16 protein-coding genes and 1 tRNA gene are annotated in these 21,303 nt (G+C 71.8%); 14 read left to right on the forward strand and 3 right to left on the reverse strand.

Annotation, left to right across the window (positions count from 1 at the left end; all coding sequences use genetic code 11):
• The first annotated feature begins 3 nt into the window (after positions 1–3).
• From ACF1CT_RS20595 to ACF1CT_RS20625, 7 genes are all read left to right on the forward strand, one after another.
• Positions 4–777 carry a transglycosylase family protein gene (locus ACF1CT_RS20595; RefSeq protein WP_391785327.1) on the forward strand — a complete coding sequence of 258 codons (774 nt, stop codon included), beginning with the start codon at positions 4–6 and terminating at the stop codon, positions 775–777.
• Positions 778–1,096: 319 nt separating this feature from the next.
• Positions 1,097–2,383, forward strand: a complete 1,287-nt coding sequence (eno, locus tag ACF1CT_RS20600; protein ID WP_391785328.1) for a phosphopyruvate hydratase — start codon at positions 1,097–1,099, stop codon at positions 2,381–2,383.
• Between the two features lie 150 nt (positions 2,384–2,533).
• Positions 2,534–3,004 carry a septum formation initiator family protein gene (locus ACF1CT_RS20605; RefSeq protein ID WP_391785329.1) on the forward strand — a complete coding sequence of 157 codons (471 nt, stop codon included), beginning with the start codon at positions 2,534–2,536 and terminating at the stop codon, positions 3,002–3,004.
• Between the two features lie 114 nt (positions 3,005–3,118).
• Positions 3,119–3,658 (forward strand): DUF501 domain-containing protein, encoded by a 540-nt coding sequence (locus tag ACF1CT_RS20610; protein ID WP_391785330.1) that lies wholly within the window; start codon positions 3,119–3,121, stop codon positions 3,656–3,658.
• A gap of 137 nt (positions 3,659–3,795) precedes the next feature.
• The gene (locus ACF1CT_RS20615; protein ID WP_391785331.1) at positions 3,796–4,749 is read left to right on the forward strand and encodes an exopolyphosphatase; all 954 of its coding nucleotides are present in this window, start codon (positions 3,796–3,798) and stop codon (positions 4,747–4,749) included.
• Between the two features lie 494 nt (positions 4,750–5,243).
• Positions 5,244–6,629 (forward strand): NAD(P)/FAD-dependent oxidoreductase, encoded by a 1,386-nt coding sequence (locus ACF1CT_RS20620; protein WP_391785332.1) that lies wholly within the window; start codon positions 5,244–5,246, stop codon positions 6,627–6,629.
• A 375-nt stretch (positions 6,630–7,004) separates the two neighbouring features.
• Positions 7,005–8,327, forward strand: a complete 1,323-nt coding sequence (locus tag ACF1CT_RS20625) for a class I SAM-dependent methyltransferase (RefSeq protein WP_391785333.1) — start codon at positions 7,005–7,007, stop codon at positions 8,325–8,327.
• 143 nt (positions 8,328–8,470) lie between these two features.
• On the opposite strand, the gene ACF1CT_RS20630 is transcribed toward ACF1CT_RS20625, so the two are convergent.
• Both ACF1CT_RS20630 and ACF1CT_RS20635 read right to left on the reverse strand, forming a co-directional pair.
• Complete coding sequence (locus tag ACF1CT_RS20630) at positions 8,471–10,999, reverse strand: ABC transporter permease (RefSeq protein WP_391785334.1); 2,529 nt, start codon at positions 10,997–10,999, stop codon at positions 8,471–8,473.
• A gap of 109 nt (positions 11,000–11,108) precedes the next feature.
• Positions 11,109–11,879 carry an ABC transporter ATP-binding protein gene (locus tag ACF1CT_RS20635; RefSeq protein ID WP_391785335.1) on the reverse strand — a complete coding sequence of 257 codons (771 nt, stop codon included), beginning with the start codon at positions 11,877–11,879 and terminating at the stop codon, positions 11,109–11,111.
• A 647-nt stretch (positions 11,880–12,526) separates the two neighbouring features.
• Between ACF1CT_RS20635 and ACF1CT_RS20640 the strand changes: the two genes are divergently transcribed.
• The 7 genes from ACF1CT_RS20640 to ACF1CT_RS20670 all read left to right on the forward strand — a co-directional run bounded on the left by ACF1CT_RS20640 (position 12,527) and on the right by ACF1CT_RS20670 (position 19,834).
• Positions 12,527–12,612, forward strand: a tRNA-Leu gene (locus tag ACF1CT_RS20640).
• Between the two features lie 297 nt (positions 12,613–12,909).
• Positions 12,910–15,051, forward strand: coding sequence for a SpoIIE family protein phosphatase (locus ACF1CT_RS20645; RefSeq protein ID WP_391785336.1), 2,142 nt, complete (start codon positions 12,910–12,912; stop codon positions 15,049–15,051).
• Between the two features lie 378 nt (positions 15,052–15,429).
• Positions 15,430–17,148 (forward strand): SulP family inorganic anion transporter, encoded by a 1,719-nt coding sequence (locus ACF1CT_RS20650; protein ID WP_391785404.1) that lies wholly within the window; start codon positions 15,430–15,432, stop codon positions 17,146–17,148.
• Positions 17,145–17,612, forward strand: a complete 468-nt coding sequence (locus ACF1CT_RS20655) for an ATP-binding protein (protein ID WP_391785337.1) — start codon at positions 17,145–17,147, stop codon at positions 17,610–17,612. The genes ACF1CT_RS20650 and ACF1CT_RS20655 overlap by 4 nt, the downstream gene beginning before the upstream one ends.
• A 275-nt stretch (positions 17,613–17,887) precedes the next feature.
• Positions 17,888–18,229 (forward strand): ArsR/SmtB family transcription factor, encoded by a 342-nt coding sequence (locus tag ACF1CT_RS20660; protein WP_391785338.1) that lies wholly within the window; start codon positions 17,888–17,890, stop codon positions 18,227–18,229.
• 259 nt (positions 18,230–18,488) lie between these two features.
• Entirely contained in the window at positions 18,489–19,376 is an 888-nt protein-coding gene (locus ACF1CT_RS20665) for a Bax inhibitor-1/YccA family protein (protein WP_391785339.1), read from the forward strand.
• Positions 19,377–19,516: 140 nt separating this feature from the next.
• The gene (locus ACF1CT_RS20670) at positions 19,517–19,834 is read left to right on the forward strand and encodes a hypothetical protein (protein WP_391785340.1); all 318 of its coding nucleotides are present in this window, start codon (positions 19,517–19,519) and stop codon (positions 19,832–19,834) included.
• Between the two features lie 124 nt (positions 19,835–19,958).
• Here the strand turns inward: ACF1CT_RS20670 and ACF1CT_RS20675 are convergent, their stop codons facing one another.
• Entirely contained in the window at positions 19,959–20,786 is an 828-nt protein-coding gene (locus ACF1CT_RS20675) for a hypothetical protein (RefSeq protein ID WP_391785405.1), read from the reverse strand.
• Positions 20,787–21,303: the final 517 nt, after the last annotated feature.

Raw genomic sequence — 21,303 nt, forward strand, 5'->3', positions numbered from 1 at the left:
TCCATGCTGTTTTCCGGCAAGGGCAAGCACCGCCGCCCGTCCAAGGCCGTCCGGATCGCCACGCTCGCCGGTGTCGCCGGCACCGCCGTCGCCGTTCCGCTGATGGGTGCGACCGGCGCTTCCGCCGCCTCCGTCTCCACCTGGGACGCCGTCGCCCAGTGCGAGTCCGGCGGCAACTGGTCCATCAACACCGGCAACGGCTACTACGGCGGTCTGCAGTTCTCGCAGTCCAGCTGGGCCGCCGCCGGCGGTACGCAGTACGCCCCCCGCGCCGACCTGGCCACCAAGGCCCAGCAGATCGCCACCGCCGAGCGCCTTCTCGCCATGCAGGGTCCGGGTGCCTGGGGCTGCGCCTGGGCCGGCAACCTGCGCAACGACGGTGTCGACCCGGGTGTCGACACCGGTTCCTCCGCCAACTCCGGTGCCGCCAAGCAGCAGAGCACCCCCTCGGCGCCGAAGCGTCAGCAGTCGCAGCAGGCCCAGCCGAAGAAGGCCCAGCCGAAGAAGGCCGAGCGCACCGAGGCCCCGGCCGCCTCCCGCTCGGAGCGCCACGCCGCCCCGCGCGCCGAGTCGAAGAAGACCGTCACCACCCCGACCGGCGAGAAGGTCGAGAAGGGCGACGGCGAGTACAAGGTCGTCTCCGGCGACTCCCTCAGCAAGATCGCCGCGGACCACAAGGTCAAGGGCGGCTGGCAGCGGCTGTTCGAGCTGAACAAGGACATCGTCGAGGACGCCGACCTGATCTACCCGGGTCAGCAGCTGCACCTGACGAAGTAGTCCCGGCTCCCTCCCCCCGGGCCATCCCGGCCCGGCTCTCTCCTCCCCGAGCCACCCCGGCCCGGCGCGCGTTTCCCCGTACGCGCCGGGCCGGGGTTTCTGCGTGAGGGGCGCGGTGTGCGGCGCCCGTCGGTTCAACCTTTGTAGTTACTGATCCGTAATGAACCTGCCGTTTGCCCCGGATCATGCCCTCTCGGGCCCTTTTTCGTCCCAGGGGGCGGGCGGTCGTCGGGCCGAGCGGGCCGGGCCGGTTAGGCTCTTGTCGCAAGGCCAAAGTGACCCTGCAGAACCAGCGTCATATCCCAGAAGGAGATGCCTCGTGCCGTCCATCGACGTCGTCGTAGCCCGAGAAATCCTCGACTCCCGGGGGAACCCCACGGTCGAGGTCGAGGTCGGCCTCGACGACGGCAGCACGGGCCGTGCTGCTGTGCCGTCCGGCGCCTCCACCGGCGCGTTCGAGGCCATTGAGCTTCGCGACGGCGACCCCAACCGCTACCAGGGCAAGGGCGTCGAGAAGGCCGTCCTCGCCGTGATCGAGCAGATCGGCCCGGAGCTCGTCGGCTACGACGCCACCGAGCAGCGGCTGATCGACCAGGCGATGTTCGACCTGGACGCCACCGAGAACAAGGGCTCGCTCGGCGCCAACGCCATCCTCGGCGTCTCGCTGGCCGTCGCGCACGCCGCCTCCGAGGCCTCGGACCTGCCGCTGTTCCGCTACCTCGGCGGCCCGAACGCGCACCTGCTGCCCGTTCCGATGATGAACATCCTCAACGGTGGGTCGCACGCCGACTCCAACGTCGACATCCAGGAGTTCATGATCGCCCCGATCGGCGCGGAGTCCTTCTCCGAGGCCCTGCGCTGGGGTGCCGAGGTCTACCACACCCTGAAGAAGGTCCTGAAGACCAAGGGCCTGTCGACCGGCCTCGGCGACGAGGGCGGCTTCGCGCCGAACCTGGAGTCGAACCGCGCCGCCCTCGACCTCATCGTCGAGGCCGTCAAGGAGGCCGGTTACGTCCCGGGCAAGGACATCGCGCTCGCGCTCGACGTCGCCGCGTCCGAGTTCTACAAGGACGGGAAGTACGAGTTCGAGGGCAAGTCCCGCTCGGCCGCCGAGATGACCGAGTACTACGAGGAGCTCGTCTCCGCGTACCCGCTGGTCTCCATCGAGGACCCGCTGTTCGAGGACGACTGGGCCGGCTGGAAGATCATCACCGACAAGCTCGGCGCCAAGGTGCAGATCGTCGGCGACGACCTCTTCGTCACCAACCCGGAGCGCCTGGCGCGCGGCATCGAGGAGGGCTCCGCCAACGCCCTGCTCGTCAAGGTCAACCAGATCGGCTCGCTGACCGAGACCCTGGACGCCGTCGAGCTCGCCCAGCGCAACGGCTTCAAGTGCATGATGTCGCACCGTTCCGGCGAGACCGAGGACGTCACCATCGCCGACCTCGCCGTCGCGGTGAACTGCGGCCAGATCAAGACCGGCGCCCCGGCCCGCTCGGACCGTGTCGCCAAGTACAACCAGCTCCTGCGCATCGAGGAGATCCTCGACGACGCCGCGGTGTACGCGGGCCGCTCGGCGTTCCCGCGGTTCCGCCCGGCGGACTGACCGACCGGCACGCCGTCCGCGAGCCGACCGGCACCGCGAGGGCCGACCCCTTCGGGCCGTTCGGACCCGAAGGGGTCGGCCTCCGTCCGTCCCCGCACCCGGTCCCGTACCGTGTGCGGGGACGGACGTGTGTAGTGGGGAGGCGGAGACATGGCCGCGAAGGACCGGGACCGGTTCTCCACCGCGACCCGGCTGCGGCTGCTCGGCGAGCAGACCGCCGCCCGTGTCTACCGGTCGCAGAGCCGCCGCCAGGACCGCCGCTCCCGGCTCACCGGCCGGGCGGCCTTCCTGGCCCTCATCGTGTGCTCCCTCGTGGTCGCGCTGGCGTACCCGATGCGGCAGTACGTGTCGCAGCAGGACGAGATCGCCGACCAGGAGCGCCTGGCGCGCGAGGCCCGCGTCCGCACCGAGGAACTGCGCGACGAGAAGGCACGGCTCCAGGACGACGCCTACATCAGGCAGCTGGCCCGCAAGCACCTGCACTATCTTCTCCCCGGGGAGACCGGCTACACGGTGATCGACCCCGACGCGGTCAAGGAACGCAACGGCGAGACGGACTCCTCCGGCCGGCCGTGGCACTCCAACCTCTGGGACGGCGTCGACGGCGCCGACCGCGGCTGATCCGTCCGCCGCTCGCCTCCCCGTCGCGTCCCGTCCGGCTCCGTCCTCCTCCCGCCCGTCCCCGTCGGCAGAACCAGAACCAGAACCAGAACCAGAACCCAGAACTAGGCAGGCATGGAAACCCCCCCTCCGCAGACCGAGCCCACCGAGCCCACCGAGGCGGACATCGCCGCGTTCCGGGAGCAGCTGGGCCGCCCGCCCCGCGGGCTGCGCGCGATCGCGCACCGCTGCCCGTGCGGCAACCCGGACGTTGTCGAGACACAGCCCCGGCTGGAGGACGGCACCCCGTTCCCGACGACGTACTACCTGACGTGCCCGCGTGCCGCGTCCGCGATCGGCACCCTGGAGGCGAACGGCGTCATGAAGGAGATGACCGAGCGCCTCGGCAGCGATCCCGAGCTGGCCGCCGCGTACCGGGCCGCCCACGAGGACTACATCGCCCGGCGCGACGCCATCGAGGTGCTGGAGGGCTTCCCCAGCGCGGGCGGCATGCCGGACCGGGTGAAGTGCCTGCACGTCCTGGTCGCGCACTCGCTGGCCGCGGGGCCCGGAGTGAACCCGCTGGGCGACGAGGCGATCGCGATGCTGCCCGAGTGGTGGCGCAAGGGCCCGTGCGTCACGCCCTGCGCGCCGGACACGCCGGGCGGGAGCTGACCGTCCCGCCCCGGGGCGCGCGCCCCCGGCCCGGTCGTCCGGTCGTACGCCGGGACCCGGCCCGGCGGCCGCGCCCCGGACCCGTGCTCCCCGGCAGGACCGGAGGGGCCCGACTCTCCACAGGAGCAGGAGCATCCATGACCCGCGTGGCCGCCATCGACTGCGGTACCAATTCCATCCGTCTGCTCGTCGCCGACGCCGATCCGTCCACCGGTGAGTTCGTCGAGCTCGACCGCCGGATGGAGATCGTCCGCCTCGGCCAGGGAGTGGACCGCACCGGCCGGCTCGCCCCCGAGGCGCTGGAGCGGACCTTCGCCGCCTGCCGCAGGTACGCGGAGGTGATCGAGGAGCACGGGGCACGGCGGATCCGGTTCGTCGCCACCTCCGCCTCCCGCGACGCGGAGAACCGGGACGAGTTCGTCCGCGGCGTGCGCGACATCCTGGGTGCCGAGCCCGAGGTGATCAGCGGCGACCAGGAGGCGGAGTTCTCCTTCACCGGCGCCACCAGGGAACTCGCGGGCCGCGACCACCTCGCGAAGCCGTACCTCGTCGTGGACATCGGCGGCGGCTCCACCGAGTTCGTCGTCGGCGACGACCACGTGCGGGCGGCCCGCTCCGTGGACATGGGCTGCGTCCGGATGACCGAACGGCACCTGGTGCACGACGGCGCGGTGACCGATCCGCCGACCCCGGAACGGCTCGACGCGATCCGCGCCGACATCGAAGCGGCGCTCGACCTGGCCGAGGAGGGCGTCCCGCTCACCGGGGCCGCCACCCTCGTCGGCCTCGCCGGGACGGTCACCACGGTCGCCGCGATCGCCCTCGGGCTCGAACGCTACGACTCCGAGGCGATCCACCACTCCCGGATCTCCCTGGAACAGGTCGAGGAGATCACCGCGCGGCTCGCCGCCTCCACGCACGCCGAACGCGCCCGGATCGGCGCGATGCACCCGGGACGGGTCGACGTGATCACCTCCGGCGCGCTGATCCTGCTCGCCGTGATGCGACGGGCCGGGGCCCGCGAGGTCGTCGTCAGCGAGCACGACATCCTCGACGGGATCGCCTGGTACGCGGCGGCGGAGCCGCGGTAGGGACGGGCGCCGACGGCACCGACCGCGCCTCGGCGGCCGACGCACGACGGGCGGCGGGGCGCGGCGGGCGTCGCGTCGGTTCCCGGCCTCGCTCATCCGCATCCCCGCCTGCACTTTTGAGGTGTGGTGGGCTTCTGGGGGCTCTTTGCGCGCCGCGCCGCGACGAAGTTCGTGAACTTCTTCACAAGGAATTCGGCTCACGGAGGGGCGCTTGCGACCCGTACGGGTACGCGGAGTCGTCCACGGGGTCGTTCCGTGTCCATACGGGGGTGTTCCGGGCGCGTCACCGGAGCGTGAACCGGGACGTCGGTTCGCCGCTCCGCCGGGCACAAGGGCCAGCTCACAGGGGGTGAACAACGTGCACCCGCCCTGCCTGGTTCCCCATGGGAGCCATGACCTCGGTCACGGGGGCGGCGAAGTGTAGCAGAGGGTGTGGGAAACCTTGTGAAGGGGCTCACGAGGGGTCCCCGGGAGAGGGGTGGATACTCGATGGCATGAGCACCACGGAGCGTCCCAGGATCCTCGTAGTAGGCGGTGGGTACGTAGGCCTGTACGCAGCTCGACGCATTCTGAAGAAGATGCGCTACGGAGAGGCGACCGTCACGGTCGTCGACCCGCGCTCGTACATGACGTACCAGCCCTTCCTCCCCGAAGCTGCCGCAGGCAGCATCTCTCCTCGGCATGTCGTCGTCCCGCTGCGACGCGTTCTGCCGAAGGCCGAGGTGCTCACCGGCCGCGTGACCACCATTGACCAGGACCGCAAGGTCGCCACGGTCGCGCCGCTGGTCGGCGAGGCCTACGAGCTGCCCTTCGACTACCTGATCATCGCGATGGGCGCGGTCTCCCGCACCTTCCCGATCCCCGGTCTCGCCGAGCAGGGCATCGGCATGAAGGGCATCGAGGAGTCCATCGGTCTGCGCAACCACGTCCTGGAGCAGCTGGACAAGGCCGACTCCACGACCGACGAGGAAGTCCGCCGCAAGGCGCTGACGTTCGTCTTCGTGGGCGGCGGGTTCGCCGGGGCGGAGACCGTCGGCGAGGTCGAGGACATGGCTCGCGACGCGGCGAAGTACTACACGAACGTGAAGCGCGAGGACATGCGCTTCATCCTCGTCGACGCCGCCGACAAGATCCTTCCCGAGGTCGGCCCGAAGCTGGGCGCGTGGGGCCGGGAGCACCTGGAGTCCCGCGGTGTCGAGATCTTCCTCTCGACGTCGATGGACTCCTGCGTCGACGGCCACGTGGTGCTGAAGAACGGCCTGGAGGTCGACTCCAACACCATCGTGTGGACGGCCGGCGTGAAGCCGAACCCGGCGCTGGCCCGCTTCGGCCTGCCGCTCGGCCCGCGCGGTCACGTGGACACCTCCGAGAAGCTCCAGGTCCAGGGCACCGACTACGTCTGGGCCGCGGGCGACAACGCCCAGGTGCCGGACATGGTCGGCCGCCGCGCCGGGAACCCGAACGCCTGGTGCCCGCCGAACGCCCAGCACGCGCTGCGTCAGGCCAAGGTCCTCGGCGACAACGTGATCTCCGGCATGCGGGGCTTCCCGCAGAAGGAGTACAGCCACGCCAACAAGGGTGCGGTCGCCGGTCTGGGGCTGCACAAGGGCGTCGCGATGATCGTCGTCGGCAAGATGAAGATCAAGTTCAAGGGACGTCTCGCCTGGTACATGCACCGTGGCTACCACGGCCTGGCGATGCCGACCTGGAACCGCAAGATCCGGATCTTCGCCGACTGGACCCTCGGCATGTTCCTCAAGCGCGAGGTCGTCTCGCTCGGCGCCATGGAGACGCCGCGCGAGGAGTTCTACGAGGCCGCCAAGCCGGCCCCGGCCCCGGCCGCCGCCAAGCCCGAGGGCGAGAAGGCCAAGGCTTCCTGACGGCCCGTCGCGGGCCACCCGCCCGCGCACCCGTCGTACGCGCACGACGCCCGAAGGGGCCGCCCGCCATCCGTGGTGCGGGCGGCCCCTTCGGCGTGTCCGGCCGCCGGGGACGGTTGCGCCGGGCGGTCGTGCGGGGCGGTCGTACCGGGGGTGTGCGGGACGGAGCGGAACGGCCCGCGGCACCGGGATGCGTGTATGACTCATATATTTTGCCGTTCCCTTGCGCTGTAGCGGAATGGGGTGCGCCGGGCGGACTGTTGAGGGGAGGTACCGCGCCGTGGCGCCGTGGGTGCTCGGCGTGGTTGCGGACATGTCCGGTCATTTTCGGGCATGTTTGGGCACATTGGGAACACCATCACGGAGGTGTGCGCCATGGCTGACGCCGCATTGCGGCTGACCGCTCTCGCCGAGGAGTTTCTGGGAGAAAAGCTGCCGGTCCGGATCCGGGCCTGGGACGGCAGCGAATTCGGACCGCCCGGTGCCCCCGTGCTCGTCATCCGCAACCGGCGTGCGCTGCGCAGGCTGCTCTGGAAGCCGGGCGAACTGGGCCTGGCCCGCGCCTGGGTGGCGGGCGAACTCGACGTCGACGGTGATCTGTACGAGGCCCTGGACCTGCTGGCCGCACTGATCTGGGACCGCGGCACGGTGGACGGTGAGGCCGTCCACCCGGTCCGTGACCCGAAGGTCAGGGCCTTCGCGAAGGGGCTGCTGCGGCTCGCCGGCCCCTGGATCCCGCCGACCCCGCCGCCCGAGGAGGTGCGCCGCCGCACCGGATCCCTGCACACCAGGCGCCGCGACAAGGAGGCCATCAGCCACCACTACGACGTCGGCAACGATTTCTACGAACTGGTCCTCGGCCCGTCCATGGTCTATTCCTGCGCCTACTGGGAGGACGGCGGGACCCTGGAGGACGCCCAGCGCGACAAGCTCGACCTGGTGTGCCGCAAGCTCGCGCTGAAGGAGGGCGACCGACTCCTCGACGTCGGCTGCGGCTGGGGCTCGATGGCCATTCACGCGGCCCGCGAGTACGGTGCCCGGGTCACCGGGGTGACCCTCTCCACCGAGCAGGCCGCCTACGCCAACAAGCGCATCGCCGACGCGGGCCTCGCCGACCGGATCGAGATCCGGGTCCAGGACTACCGGGACGTCAGGGACGGTCCGTACGACGCCATTTCGTCGATCGGCATGGCGGAACACGTCGGCGCGGTCCGCTTCCGCGAGTACGCCGACGACATCTACGCGCTCCTCAGACCCGGCGGCCGGCTCCTCAACCACCAGATCGCCCGCCGCCCCGAGAGGGACGAGTCCGCCTACCACGTGGACGACTTCATCGACGCCTACGTCTTCCCGGACGGCGAACTCGCTCCGGTGGGACGGACCATGACCATCCTCGAAGAGGCGGGATTCGAGGCCCGGGACGTCGAGTCGATCCGCGAGCACTACGCGCTCACCCTGCGCGGCTGGGTCGCCAACCTGGAGAAGCACTGGAACCGCGCGGTCCGGACGACCTCGGCCGGACGGGCCAGGGTCTGGCGCCTGTACATGGCCGCCTCCGCGCTCTCCTTCGAGCACAACAAGATCGGCGTCAACCAGATCCTCGCGGTGCGTCCGGCGGCGGGCGGCGCGTCCCGCATGCCGCTGCGCGCCCGCGACTGGACGGCGTCCGCGACCGCCCGGCCGCCGGCGACTGCCTGACCGGCAGCGACCGTTCGACCGGCCGTTACCGCGTCCCCGGTGCGACGGCGCCGGGGACGCGCCGAGGGCCGGTACCCGCAGTGTGGGACTGCGGGTACCGGCCCTCGGTGGTGCCGTCCCGTGCCGGACGGCGAGCGCGGTGCCTACTCCGTCTTGATCGCCGTCAGCATGTTCAGCTTCGCGGCGCTGCGGGCCGGCCAGAGCGCGGCCAGCACACCCACCAGTGCGGCGAGCAGCAGGAAGATTCCGATCCGGCCCCACGGGATGACCAGGACGTAGTCCGGGATGTCGGACTTCAGGGTCTGCCCGATCGCCCAGGCGAGGAACGTGCCGAGCACGATGCCGACCACCGCGCCGAAGAGCGAGATGACCACGGCCTCCAGCCGGATCATGCGCTTCACCCGGCGCCGGTCCAGGCCGATCGCCCGCAGCATGCCGATCTCCTGCTGGCGCTCGAAGACCGACATGGCCAGCGTGTTGACGACGCCGAGCACCGCGATGACCAGGGCCATCGCCAGCAGGCCGTACATGATGTTCAGAGCGATGTTGACGAAGCCGCCGAACATGTCACGGATGCCCTGACGGTCGATGATGCTCATGGCCGGGTTGTCACCCAGCGCCTTGACCAGGGCCTTCTCGTTGGCGGCGGACTCGCCGCCGTCCATCTTCAGCCAGACCTCGCGGATGTCGGCGTACGCGGTGTGCGGGGCCAGGACGTCCTTCGAGAGCATGGCCTCGTACAGGAACTCGTTGCCCTCGTAGACCGCGCCGACCTTCAGCTCGTCCTTCTTGTCGTCGCCGAACACGACCGGGAGGGTGTCCCCGACCTTCCAGTTGTTCGCCTTCGCGGTGTCCTCGGAGATGGCGAGCTCGCCCTTGGTGAGCGAGTCGATCGAACCGGAGACCGTCGTGACGGCGAAGAGCTGGGGCAGCGCGTCGGCGGTGACACCCGACACCCCGATGTGCTCGTCGCCGATCTTCGGCCAGGCGTCCTGCCGGGCCGAGACGGCCATGACCCCGTCGGCCTTCTCCAGGGCCTTGAGCGCCGACGCGTCGAGCGAACCGCCGTTGGCCATCGACACCATGTAGTCGGCCTTGATGTTGTCCGTCGTCATCCGGTCGACCGAGCGGCCGAGGGTGACGCCGAGCACCGAGATGCCGGTGACCAGGGTGAGACCGATCGCCAGGGCGGAGGCGGTGGCCCCGGTACGGCGCGGGTTGCGGACCGCGTTCTGCGCCGCCAGCTTGCCGGCGACCCCGAACAGCCGCTTCAGCAGCGGGCGGACCAGCGCGATGACCGGCCGGGACAGCAGCGGGATCAGCACGATGATGCCGATCAGCGACAGGAACGCGCCGCCCCCGATGATCGTCCGGCCGCTCGAACCGCCGGACACCGCCCCCGCCACGATGCCGACGGCGCCGATCAGGGTGAGCACACCGCCGATCGAGTTGCGCACCACCAGGGACTTGACCGTGGCGGCCGCGTGCACGCTGTTCATCGCCGCCACCGGCGGGATCTTCGCGGCCCGGCGGGCGGGCAGCCAGGCAGCCAGCACGGTGATCAGCACACCGACGCAGAAGGCGGCGATGACCGAGGCGGGCGAGACGACCAGGGGTCCGGCGGGGATCTTTCCACCGGTCAGGCTCATCGCGGACCGCAGGCCGACGGCGAGACCCAGACCGGCCAGGAAGCCGATGGCCGAAGCGATGAGACCGACCACCGCCGCTTCCAGCAGCACGGAACGCTTGACCTGGCGGCGCGAGGCGCCGACGGCGCGCATCAGCGCCAGTTCCTTGGTGCGCTGGGCGACCAGCATGGTGAAGGTGTTGGCGATCAGGAAGATGCCGACGAAGAGCGCGATCGCCGCGAAGACCAGCAGGATGGTGTTGAGGCTCGACAGACCCTTCTCGGTCATCTCGGCCTCTTCGTCGGCGAGCTTCTTGCCGGTCTTGGCCTCGGCTTCCTTCGGCAGCAGCGGCTTCACGTCGGCCAGCAGCTTGTCGGCGGAGACGCCGGACGCGGCGGAGACGTTGACGTCCATGAACTGACCGGGACGCAGGTACAGCTTCTGGGCGACCGGCGTCTCGAACAGGACCAGGCTGCCGCCCGCGTTGACCGCGCCGTCCTCGGTGGTGAAGACACCGGAGAGGGTGTACTCCTTCACCGGGCCGTTGGTGGCGACCCGGACCCGGTCGCCGACCTGGTACTCACCCTTCTTCGCGGTGTGCTCGTCGAGCGCGACCCGGTCGGCCGCGTCCGGGCCCGTCCCGTCGACGAAGGTGTACGCGGAGTCCTTGCCGTCCTTGCCGGGGAAGTAGTTGGAGCCGGTGTTGGTCCAGCCGTTGCCGATCAGCTTGCCGTCGGGGTCGGCGACCCCGGCGAATCCGTGGACCCGGCCGGTGGCGGTGTCGACGCCGTCCAGGCCCTGGATCTTCGCCAGGGTGGCGGCGGTGACGGCGGGCTGCTTCTCGTCGCGCTGGCCGGCCATCGTGGTGATGGCGACGGCGACGTCGTCGTAGCTCTTGGCCGACTGGTTGCGGAAGGCGTTGCCGAGGGTGCCGGTGAAGACCAGGGTGCCGGACACGAAGGCCACGCCGAGCATCACGGCGAGCACGGTCATCAGCAGCCTGGCCTTGTGCGCGAGCACATTGCGCAGGGCGGTACGGAACATATCTGTCAGTCCTGGGAGGGGGAGGGGTTCCGGTGAGAGGCGAGGGGAACGGCCTCGCCCACGAGAGGGAGCCGGGTCCCTGTCGCGGCGGAGGTCGTGGGGGCGGGCCTCAGCTGGTGCGGCCCTTGGCGTCGAACGCCTTCATCCGGTCGAGGACCCCGTCCGCGGTGGGGTGCAGCATCTGGTCGACGATCCGGCCGTCCGCGAGGAAGATGACCCGGTCCGCGTAGGAGGCCGCCGCCGGGTCGTGGGTCACCATCACCACGGTCTGCCCCAGCTCGCGCACCGAGTTGCGCAGGAAGCCGAGAACCTCGGCGCCGGAACGGGAGTCAAGGTTCCCGGTCGGCTCGTCACCGAAGATGATCTCCGGCCGCGAGGCGAGGGCGCGGGCCACCGCGACGCGCTGCTGCTGGCCGCCGGAGAGCTGGGTCGGCCGGTGCGACAGCCGGTCGGAGAGTCCCACCATGTCGATGACCCGGCGCATCCACTCCGCGTCGGGCTTGCGGCCCGCGATGTCCATGGGGAGCGTGATGTTCTCCAGTGCCGTCAGGGTCGGCAGCAGGTTGAACGCCTGGAAGATGAAACCGATCTTGTCCCGGCGGAGCTGGGTGAGCTGCTTGTCCTTGAGCGAGCCCAGCTCCGTGTCACCGATCCGTACCGATCCGCTGCTGAAGCTGTCGAGACCGGCCACGCAGTGCATCAGGGTGGACTTGCCGGAGCCGGACGGGCCCATGATCGCGGTGAACTCACCGCTGTTGAAGTCCACGGAGACCCGGTCCAGGGCGGTCACCCTGGTCTCGCCCTCGCCGTAGACCTTCGACAGATCCGTGGCGCGGGCGGCCACCGTGGTGACGCGGTGTGCGGTGGAAACGGTGGTCACGGGAATCTCCTGATTCGGGGCTCCGGCCGGAAGCTTCGCCCGGGTCGGTGTGCGTGGGTGGGTCCGAGGTGTTCGAGGTGTTCGATCTTTTCGGAACGTCTCCATCGTCCCGGCCGCGGCGCCGCGGATCGTCAGTCCCCATGCCCGTTCCCGGGGTCGTCTTGAGTCGCATCGGCCGGCTCCCGTGTCCTCCTCGGGTATGACATCGACCCTGAGACGGCAAGGCCGCGGCCCGGACCGGGGGCGGCGCGGGCGGACCGGCCGATCGCCGGGGGGATGTCGTGCCGCGCGTCAGGAACGAGGGATTCCGGGTGCCGGGGAGACCGGACCGCGGACACCTGGCGTCGCGGAGTGAACCGGACCGGTCATGGAGCGTGCCGGGCGCCCCGTCGGAGGGGCGGGTGGCGCGTCCGTGGCGATCACTGGCGCGAGCCTGGCGAATCCGCCGTCCGAGTGCGGCGACTTTACGTCAATCCCGATTCCCGGCCGCCGTGGCCGTCACCCCGCCCGGGCATGTGCCGATGCCCTCTCAGGTGTGCTGACGACCCCTCAAACGGTCAATAAAATAAGACAACATCGCGTCACTCATCCGCTGATCGGAGGAAGGCCCCGGATAGGGTCATGTGCCAACGCGGAGCCGCGCGCAGGCCCGGATGGTGGAATGCAGACACGGCGAGCTTAAACCTCGCTGCCCCTCGGGGGCGTACCGGTTCGAGTCCGGTTCCGGGCACCATTTCGCACAGGACGGCCGAGCGGCGGATCGCCCGCGGCATGTGCCCCGCGCGCACCCCGGCGGCCGTCCCGGAACCTTCCCGGCCCTGCCCGTTCCCCTGCCCCTTCCGTTCCCCCGTTCCCGCGCGGGAGCACCCTCACGCGCGGCCGGACCCCGCCCCGGTGGCGGACCGCCGTCGGCTGAGCTGCCGTGGCCCGGGCACGGGGGGACTATGGAGGGACGGCCGGGCAGGCGGAACGGGACGCGGACCCGGTCCGCCCGGGAGGAGCTGTCGCGGTGGGGAAGGAGGCCCGTCCGATGGCCGCATGCGATGTGTGGCGGGCCGATACCGGAGCGGCGGGGCCCGTCTCGTCCGAACCGGGGGGCCTGCTGGACGCGCTGAGCGTGGCCGCCGTGGTGCTCGGCGCCGACGGACGGATCGCGTTGTGGAGCCCGCAGGCGGAGGAGCTGATCGGCTGGAGCGCCGAGGAGGCGCTGGGGCAGCACGCGGTCCGCCTGATGGTCGCGGACGAGCACGCCGCACAGGTCCTGGAACTGTTCGGGACCGTGATGGCGGGGGAGGGGGCCTGGGCCGGGGTCTTCCCCGTGCGGCGCAAGGACGGCTCCACCCGGCGCATGGAGTTCCGGAACATGCGGCTGCTGGACGAGCACGGCGACGCCTACGCCCTGGGGATCGTCTGCGACGAGGCCACGGTGCGCGGCATGGAGCGCGACCTGGCGCTCTCCGCCCGCCTGGTGGCGCAGTCCCCCTTCGGGCTCGCCGTGCTGGACCCGGAACTGCGCCTGCTGCTGGTCAACCCGATGCTGGAACGGGTCAGCGGCGGTTCGGCCGCCGACCTGCTGGGCCGTCGCCCCCGCGAACTCCTCCCCTTTCTGGACGGCGACGCGATCGAGCTCATGATGCGGCAGGTCCTGGCGACCGGCACCCCCGTGCGCGGCCGGTTCATGGCCGGCCGCACGCCCGCCGATCCCGGGCACGACCACGCCTGGCAGATGTCCTGCTACCGGCTGGAGGACCCCGGCGGGCGGCTGATCGGCGTCACCCTGACGATGGCGGACGTGACCGAGCAGCACCGCGCGGCCACCGAGGCAGCCGCGGCCAGGCGGCGGCTCGCCCTCGTCGCCCGCGCCTCCGCGGAGGTCGGCACCACCCTGGACCTGGAGCTCACCGCCCGGGAACTGGCGGAGCTGGTGGTGGACGAGGTCGCCGACATCGCGGAGGTCGACGTTCTCGACTCGGTCCTCACGGCCGCCGACATCGCCACCCCGGTCGGTACGGGGGCACAGACCTTCCGGGCCCTGGCCGAGGCGCCCTCCCGGCGGACACCGGGGCCCCACGCCGCCGGTCCCCCCGGCGGGCCGTCCGTCCACGCGGCGGACCGCCTGATCACCCGCTGCGTCACCACCGGCCGACCGGTCCTGGTGAGCCGGGTCGCCGGTCCGGACCTGCCGCACATCGCCCGCGACGAGGAGGCGGCGGCCCGGCTCGGGGCGGTCGGCGCACACTCCTGCCTCGCCGTGCCGTTGACCGCCCGCGGCCAGGTTCTCGGCGCGCTCCTGCTGCTGCGCACCCGCCGCGACCCCCGGCCGTTCGACGGCGAGGACGTGGTGATGGCGGGCGAGCTGGCCTCCCGCGCCGCCGTGTGCATCGACAACGCCCGCTGGTACCAGCACGTCCGCGGCACCGCGCTGACCCTCCAGCGCCACCTGCTCCCGGACCGCCCGCCGCAGCCGGCCGGCCTGCGGATCGCGTACCGGTACCTGCCCGCGGAGGCGGCCCGCGGGATCGGCGGTGACTGGTTCGACGCCATCCCCGTCCCACAGGGCCGGACCGCGCTCGTCGTCGGCGACGTGATGGGGCACGGGATCAACGCCGCGGCCACGATGGGACAGTTGCGCACCGCCACCCGCGCCCTGGCCGGCCTCGCGCTCCCTCCCGACCAGGTGCTCCACCACCTGGACCGGCTCACCGCCGACCTGCACGAGACGACGGCCACCTGCGTCTACGCCGTGCTCGACCCCCGCCATCGCACGTACCGGGTCGCGCTGGCCGGCCACCCGCCCCCGGTCCTGCTCCCGGCCGGCCGCGCCCCCCGGCTGCTGGACCTGCCCACCGGCGCGCCGCTGGGCGTCGGCGGCGTCCCGTTCCGCACCACCCTGCTGGAGCTGCGTCCCGGGGACCGCCTGATGCTCTACACCGACGGACTCGTGGAGACCCGGAACGAGCCCATCGACTCCCGCCTGCGAGTCCTGCTGGATCTGCTCGCCGCGCCCTGCGCCTCCCTGGAGTCGGCCTGCGACCGGGTACTGACCGCTCTGCGACACCCCGATCACGACGACGACGTCGCCCTGCTCGTCGCGGAACTCGCACCGGATCGCGGGCGATGCGACGGGGGCGCCCCGGTCGGGCATGACGGGGGGCGCCCCGGTCGGGCGTGACGTACGGGTGCGGCGCAAGGGCGTGACGCGCGGTCCTCGCGGGGTGACGGTCCTCCGGATCCTCCCTCCCCGGACCGACGGGGTCGCACGCATTGTAGTGAATTGCAAATTTATGCAATTCACTACATGCTGTGTTTCCTGAGTCTGCAAGCGTTCGAGGTCGTGCGGTCGTGCGACCGCCGAGCAGGCGTGGACGTGTGGAGCGATGCCCCGGGTTTCGGGGGTGACAGGGGGTTCGCGGGCGTGCACCTCGGTGGAACGGATGCGGGCCGCACGGCGGATTCCGACCGGAACGACGACCGGGCGGAACGGGAACGAGGGGAACGAGGGGAACGGCAGCGAGGCAGCCGGACCGCGGGAGGCGTGGGCGGCGACGTCATGCGTACGGTCTGCGGCCGGGTGCGGGCGCTGCTGCCCCGGCGGGCCGACCTCGCGGCCATGGGCCGCGACCCGCGCCGTGATCTGCTCGCCGGCCTCACCGTCGCCATCGTGGCACTGCCGCTCGCACTCGGCTTCGGGGTCTCCTCCGGGCTCGGCGCCGAGGCGGGGCTCGCGACCGCCGTGGTGGCCGGGGCCCTGGCGGCGCTCTTCGGCGGCTCGAACCTCCAGGTGTCCGGGCCGACCGGGGCCATGACGGTCGTCCTCGTACCGATCGTCGCCGAGTACGGCCCCGGTGGTGTGCTGACCGTCGGGCTGCTGGCCGGAGCCCTGCTGATCCTGCTGGCCCTGCTGAGGGCCGGACAGTACATGCGCTACGTCCCGGCTCCGGTGGTGGAGGGCTTCACCCTGGGCATCGCCTGCGTCATCGGGCTCCAGCAGATCCCGGGGGCGCTCGGTGTGGCCACTCCGGAGGGCGACAAGGTCCTGGTGGTGGCCTGGCGGGCGGTCGGCGCGTTCGTCCGGGCGCCGAACTGGACCGCCGTCGCCCTCTCCGTCGGCGTGGCGGCCGTGATGCTGCTGGGCGCGCGTCTGCGCCCCGCCGTCCCGTTCTCCGTCGTCGCCGTGATCGCCGCGACGCTGGTCGTCCAGCTGTGGGGGCCGGGCTCGGCGACGCCGATCGGTGACCTGCCGTCCGGGCTGCCCGCCCCCTCGCTGGGCTTCCTGGACCTGTCGGCGGTGGGCTCGCTGCTGGCGCCCGCAGTGGCCGTGGCCGCCCTGGCGGCACTGGAGTCGCTGCTGTCGGCCACGGTCGCGGACGGCATGACCGTCGGACAGCGGCACGACCCGGACCGGGAGCTCTTCGGCCAGGGCGTCGCGAACCTCGCCGCCCCCCTGTTCGGCGGCGTCCCCGCCACGGCCGCCATCGCCCGCACCGCGGTCAACGTCCGGACCGGGGCGGGCTCCCGGCTCGCCGCGCTCACCCACGCGGCCGTGCTCGCCGTGATCGTGTTCGCGGCGGCCCCGCTCGTCTCCAGGATTCCGCTGGCCGCGCTGGCGGGCGTGCTGCTGGCCACCGCGATCCGCATGGTCGAGGTCGGCTCGCTGCGCGCGATGGCCCGCGCCACCCGCTCCGACGCCGCGGTGCTGGTCCTGACGGCCGCGGCCACGCTCGTCCTCGACCTCGTCTACGCGGTGATCATCGGCCTGGTGGTCGCCGGTGCGCTGGCGCTGCGGGCGGTGGCGCGCCAGACCCGGATGGACCAGGTGGACTTCCGCGCCGACCTGCCCGGTGAGCACGGCGACGAGGAACACGCGCTGCTGGCCGAGCACATCGTCGCCTACCGGATCGACGGACCGCTGTTCTTCGCCGGTGCCCACCGCTTCCTCCTCGAACTCTCCGAGGTCGCCGACGTCCGCGTCGTCATCCTGCGGATGTCCCGGATCACGACCATGGACGCCACCGGCGCCCTGGTCCTCAAGGACGCCGTGCAGAAGCTGAACCGCCGTGGCATCACCGTGCTGGCCTCCGGGGTGCGCCCGGGGCAGCGGCGCGCGCTGGACGCCGTCGGCGCGCTGGAACTGCTCCGGCCGGACGGCCGGGACCACGCCACCACCCCGGAGGCCATCGAGGCGGCCCGGGCCCGGCTGCGGGCCGCCGGGCTCGTGCCCGCCGCTCCGGCCACCGGCCTCCGCCCCGCCCACGAGGAAGCCCCATGACGGTCCAGCCCGCTGATGCCCTGCCCCTGCGCCATGTCCTGACCCTGCCCACCATGGGCGCCGCCGTGCGGATGGCGCGCGAGACGACCGAGCAGGTGCTGGCCGAATGGGGTGTCGGCCCGCACCACCCCGGCGTCGGGCCGGTCCTGCTGATCCTCAGCGAACTGGTCACCAACAGCGTCCGGCACGCCGCCGTGCTGTCCCCGACCGTGACGGTGTTCTACGCGGCGGGTCCGGACACGTTCGCCTTCGGTGTCCACGACCGCCACCCCTACCGCCCCGCGCTGCACGGACCGGCCACCGGAACGGCCGGGGGCCTGGCCACGGTCGTCGAACTCACCCACGGCCTGGCGGGCACCGCCGTCGTGCGCGAGGACGCCGACGGCTCGGGCAAGTCCGTCTGGATCACCGTGCCCCTGCGCGGCATCGGCGGCGCGGCCGGGGGCGGTGGGCGGCCGCTCTGAGGACGCCGCCGAGGGCCGGCGGACGGGGCCGGCGGACGGGATCGGTCCGAAGCGGCTGTCCCGGCCCTCCGGGCCGCCCCGCGGCGCTTCCCCCCGCATCGGACGTCAGAATGTTCCGAGTTGTTGGTTTCGGCAATTCACGAGGTCAGCACATTCCGCCGGACGCGCGAGGATGGCCCCATGGCGAGGAGTTCTGAGTGGACGCGATGCAGGGCAGAGGAACGGCCGGGGCGTACCCGCCGGACGTCCGGATCCGAGGGCGCGGGACAGGTTCGATGAGCGCGCCGCTGTACCAACTGAAGGCCGAGTTCTTCAAGACGCTCGGCCACCCCGTGCGCATCCGGGTGCTCGAACTGCTCAGTGAACGCGAGCACGCGGTGTCCGAGATGCTGGCCGAGATCGGGGTCGAGCCCGCCCACCTCTCGCAGCAGCTGGCGGTGCTGCGGCGGGCCAACCTCGTCGTCGCGCGCCGGGAGGGTTCGGGCGTGTACTACTCGCTGGCCAACGCGCAGGTGGCGGAACTCCTGCGGGTCGCCCGCACCATTCTGTCCGGAGTGCTGGCCGGCCAGGCGGAGCTGCTGGCCGACCTGCGCGCCACCGAACCGGACCGCCCGTAGCCCGGACCGCCTGTAGCCCGTAGCCCGTAGCCCGGAGCGCGGGACAGCCCTCCGGGTGGCGTCGGCGCCGCACCGTCGGCGTTCGGTCGCATGTTCGATCCGATGGTGCGGTCGGCGCGGGGTTCGGCGGCGCGCGACCGATGCGGTGGCGCGATCGGTACTCGGTTCGGTAAAGATCCTCCTCAGGCACTAGTCTGGATCCTTTGCCTACCCATTACTCTTGTGGGAAGGCCACGCAGGGTGGCCATGGAGGAGTGAGATGAGGAGCAGCAACCCGGTCTTCTCGCGACGGGGCTTCAGCCGCGACAACGGTTACGCGGGCTTCAACGCGCCGCCGCAGGCCGGGGCCGCCACCGCGGGCGCCAACCCGTACGCGCAGGGCACCACCGCGAACCCGTACGCCACCAACCCCTACGCCCAGCAGGACACCCAGTACGGCGTTCCGCAGGCACCGGCGCGCTCGGGCGCGATGACGATCGACGACGTCGTCACGCGTACGGCGATCACCCTGGGCACCGTGGTGCTCGGCGCCGCGCTCGCCTGGTGGATGCTGCCGGTCGATCCGGCCAACCTCGGCAAGTCCTACGGCATCGCGATCGGCGCCGCCCTGGTGGCGTTCGTCCTGTCGCTGGTCCAGTCCTTCAAGCGCAAGCCGGTTCCGGCGCTGATCATCGCGTACGCGGCCTTCGAGGGCGTCTTCCTCGGAGTGATCTCCAGCGCGGTCAGCACGTACATCGGTCCGGGCGTCGTGATGCAGGCGGTGATGGGCACCATGTGTGTCTTCGCCGGCGTGCTCGTCGCGTACAAGATGCGCTGGATCCGGGTCACCCGCCGCTTCTACGGCTTCGTGATGGCCGCGGCCATGGGCTTCATGCTCCTGATGATGGTCAACCTGCTCTTCGCCGTCTTCGGCGGGGGCGACGGCCTGGGCTTCCGCAGCGGCGGCCTCGGCATCCTCTTCGGCGTCATCGGGATCATTCTCGGCGCCTGCTTCCTGGCCCTCGACTTCAAGCAGGTCGAGGACGGCGTCGCCTACGGCGCCCCGCGCGAGGAGTCCTGGCTGGCGGCCTTCGGCCTCACCATGACCCTGGTGTGGATCTACCTGGAGATGCTGCGTCTGCTGTCGATCCTCAACGGCGACGACTGATCCCGGCCGCACGCGCAGGACGGCGACGGCCCGCAGGCACCTGCCTGCGGGCCGTCGCCGTTTCCCGTTCGCTCCGCCCCGCACCGGGGCGGATGCCGGCGCGTTGGCACCCGTCCCGGGAGGGCGCGTAGGGTCGCGGGGTGCTCGATACGACCCCGCTGATCATCGCCGTGGACCGATTCGCCGACCGGCTGCGCGCGGCCCCGCAGAGCCGCCTCCAGCGCGGCGCGGCGGCCGAGGGGCTCGCCGCGGCCCGGGAGCTGGCGGTGCGGGCCCAGCGCATCGAGACACCGGACCGGGAGCCGCGGATCATGCCGGACGGCGGCGTCTTCGCGATCGGCGACCAACTCGCCGTGGCGGGGCGCGATCTGGCGGTGGCACTGGAAACGGCCCCGTCGGTGGAGCTGGACGAGGCCGTGCAAGTCGTCGTGGAGGCGTCCGCGCGGGCGTTCCCGTAGCGCGGCGCGGGTGCGCGGCGGCCGGCGGGAGCCGCGGCAGCCGGTCGTGAGGCCGGGGCGGCCGGTCGCTCCCCGGTGCGTCTTCCCGCACCTCGGCGCGCACCTCGGCCCCTCGGGGCGTCCCTCAGAACGAGGCGATGACGCGGTCGGCGAGGATGTACACGTTCTCCTTGCCGCAGGAGAAGGTAAGGGCGTACGCGCCGGAGACCCCGGAGCCGCCCAGCAGCACCGGGTGCTCACCGGCGAGCAGGGACGCGGCAAGGCGCTCGGCCGTCTCGCGGTGGCCGGGCGTCATGCAGAGGGTGGTGCCGTCGGCGAAGACGTACACGTCGAGCGTGCCGAGCGGCCCGGGGCGCACATCGGCCAGCTCCGTGCGGCTGTCGGCGAGATCTTCGAGGCGGCTCACGGTGCGCTCGTGGTCGGTGACCACCGGGGTCTGCACCGGGACGAAATCGGGGTGCGAGGGGTGACGGCGCCGGGCCGCGGCCAGCTCGGGGGAGTCCTCGGCGAACTCCGTGGTCTCGGGCAGTTCGGTCACGTCCGCCAGCTCGGCAAGCTCCGTCAGCTCGTCGAGGGCCTCGGCGGTGTCGAGGTCCATCGCCTCCAGACCCGCGAAGTCGGCCTGGCGCGGCAGGAAGTACGACGCCTCCTCGCCGATCCCGCCCAGACCGCCCAGCAGCGACGGGGCGTCGGCGGCGTCGCGCGCCTCCTGGGACGCCCAGAACGCACGGGCCTCGGCGAGCTCGCGCTCCCGTTCCTCGGCGAGGGCCTCGGCGACGGCCGCGCGTATCTCGGCGGCCGGGGTGTCGTGGCGGCTCTGCGGGGGCACGGAGGCGCCATGGGCGGGGGACGAGGCGAGCTCGGCACGGAGGGCGGTGATCTGCTTGCGCAGCCCGTGAGCGGCGTACAGAGCAGCCGCGCCCACGGCCGTGGCGGCGGCGGTGGTCAGCAACAGGGCAAGGGACATGGCGCTCACTGACATACTCCCGGTTTCAATTGATTCCCCGACTTCCTACCTCAGCTTGTCCCCTGCCTGCTCCTGGTGTCAGTGCATTACGTCACGAAATGGACAGGTCTTTGGGCCTGGGGTTTAACCCCGATATGGATGTGACCTGCGGGAATGAGTATCCCCCAGGAGATAGGTCACATCCTGGGGGAGATTCGGTCACGGTCGGGGCTCGGAACCGGCCAGGTCCGGGGCCCGACCGCCCCGGTTTCGCCTTTCGCCGCAATTCGGCTCAACCACGGGGGTCGACGGTCGCACTTCGCCATATGCGGGTTGTCGCGTTTCGCTTCGGTTGCGCTGCGGGCGGGTGCCGTCCTCGTGCCTCGGACGACCCCCACCCTCCGCTGCACCTCAGCTCAACCGCTCGTGCGGGTTGTCGCGTTTCGCTTCGGTTGCGCTGCGGGCGGGTGCCGTCCTCGTGCCTCGGACGACCCCCACCCTCCGCTGCACCTCAGCTCAACCG

Source organism: Streptomyces sp. NPDC014734 (assembly GCF_043083325.1).
Classification (GTDB): domain Bacteria; phylum Actinomycetota; class Actinomycetes; order Streptomycetales; family Streptomycetaceae; genus Streptomyces.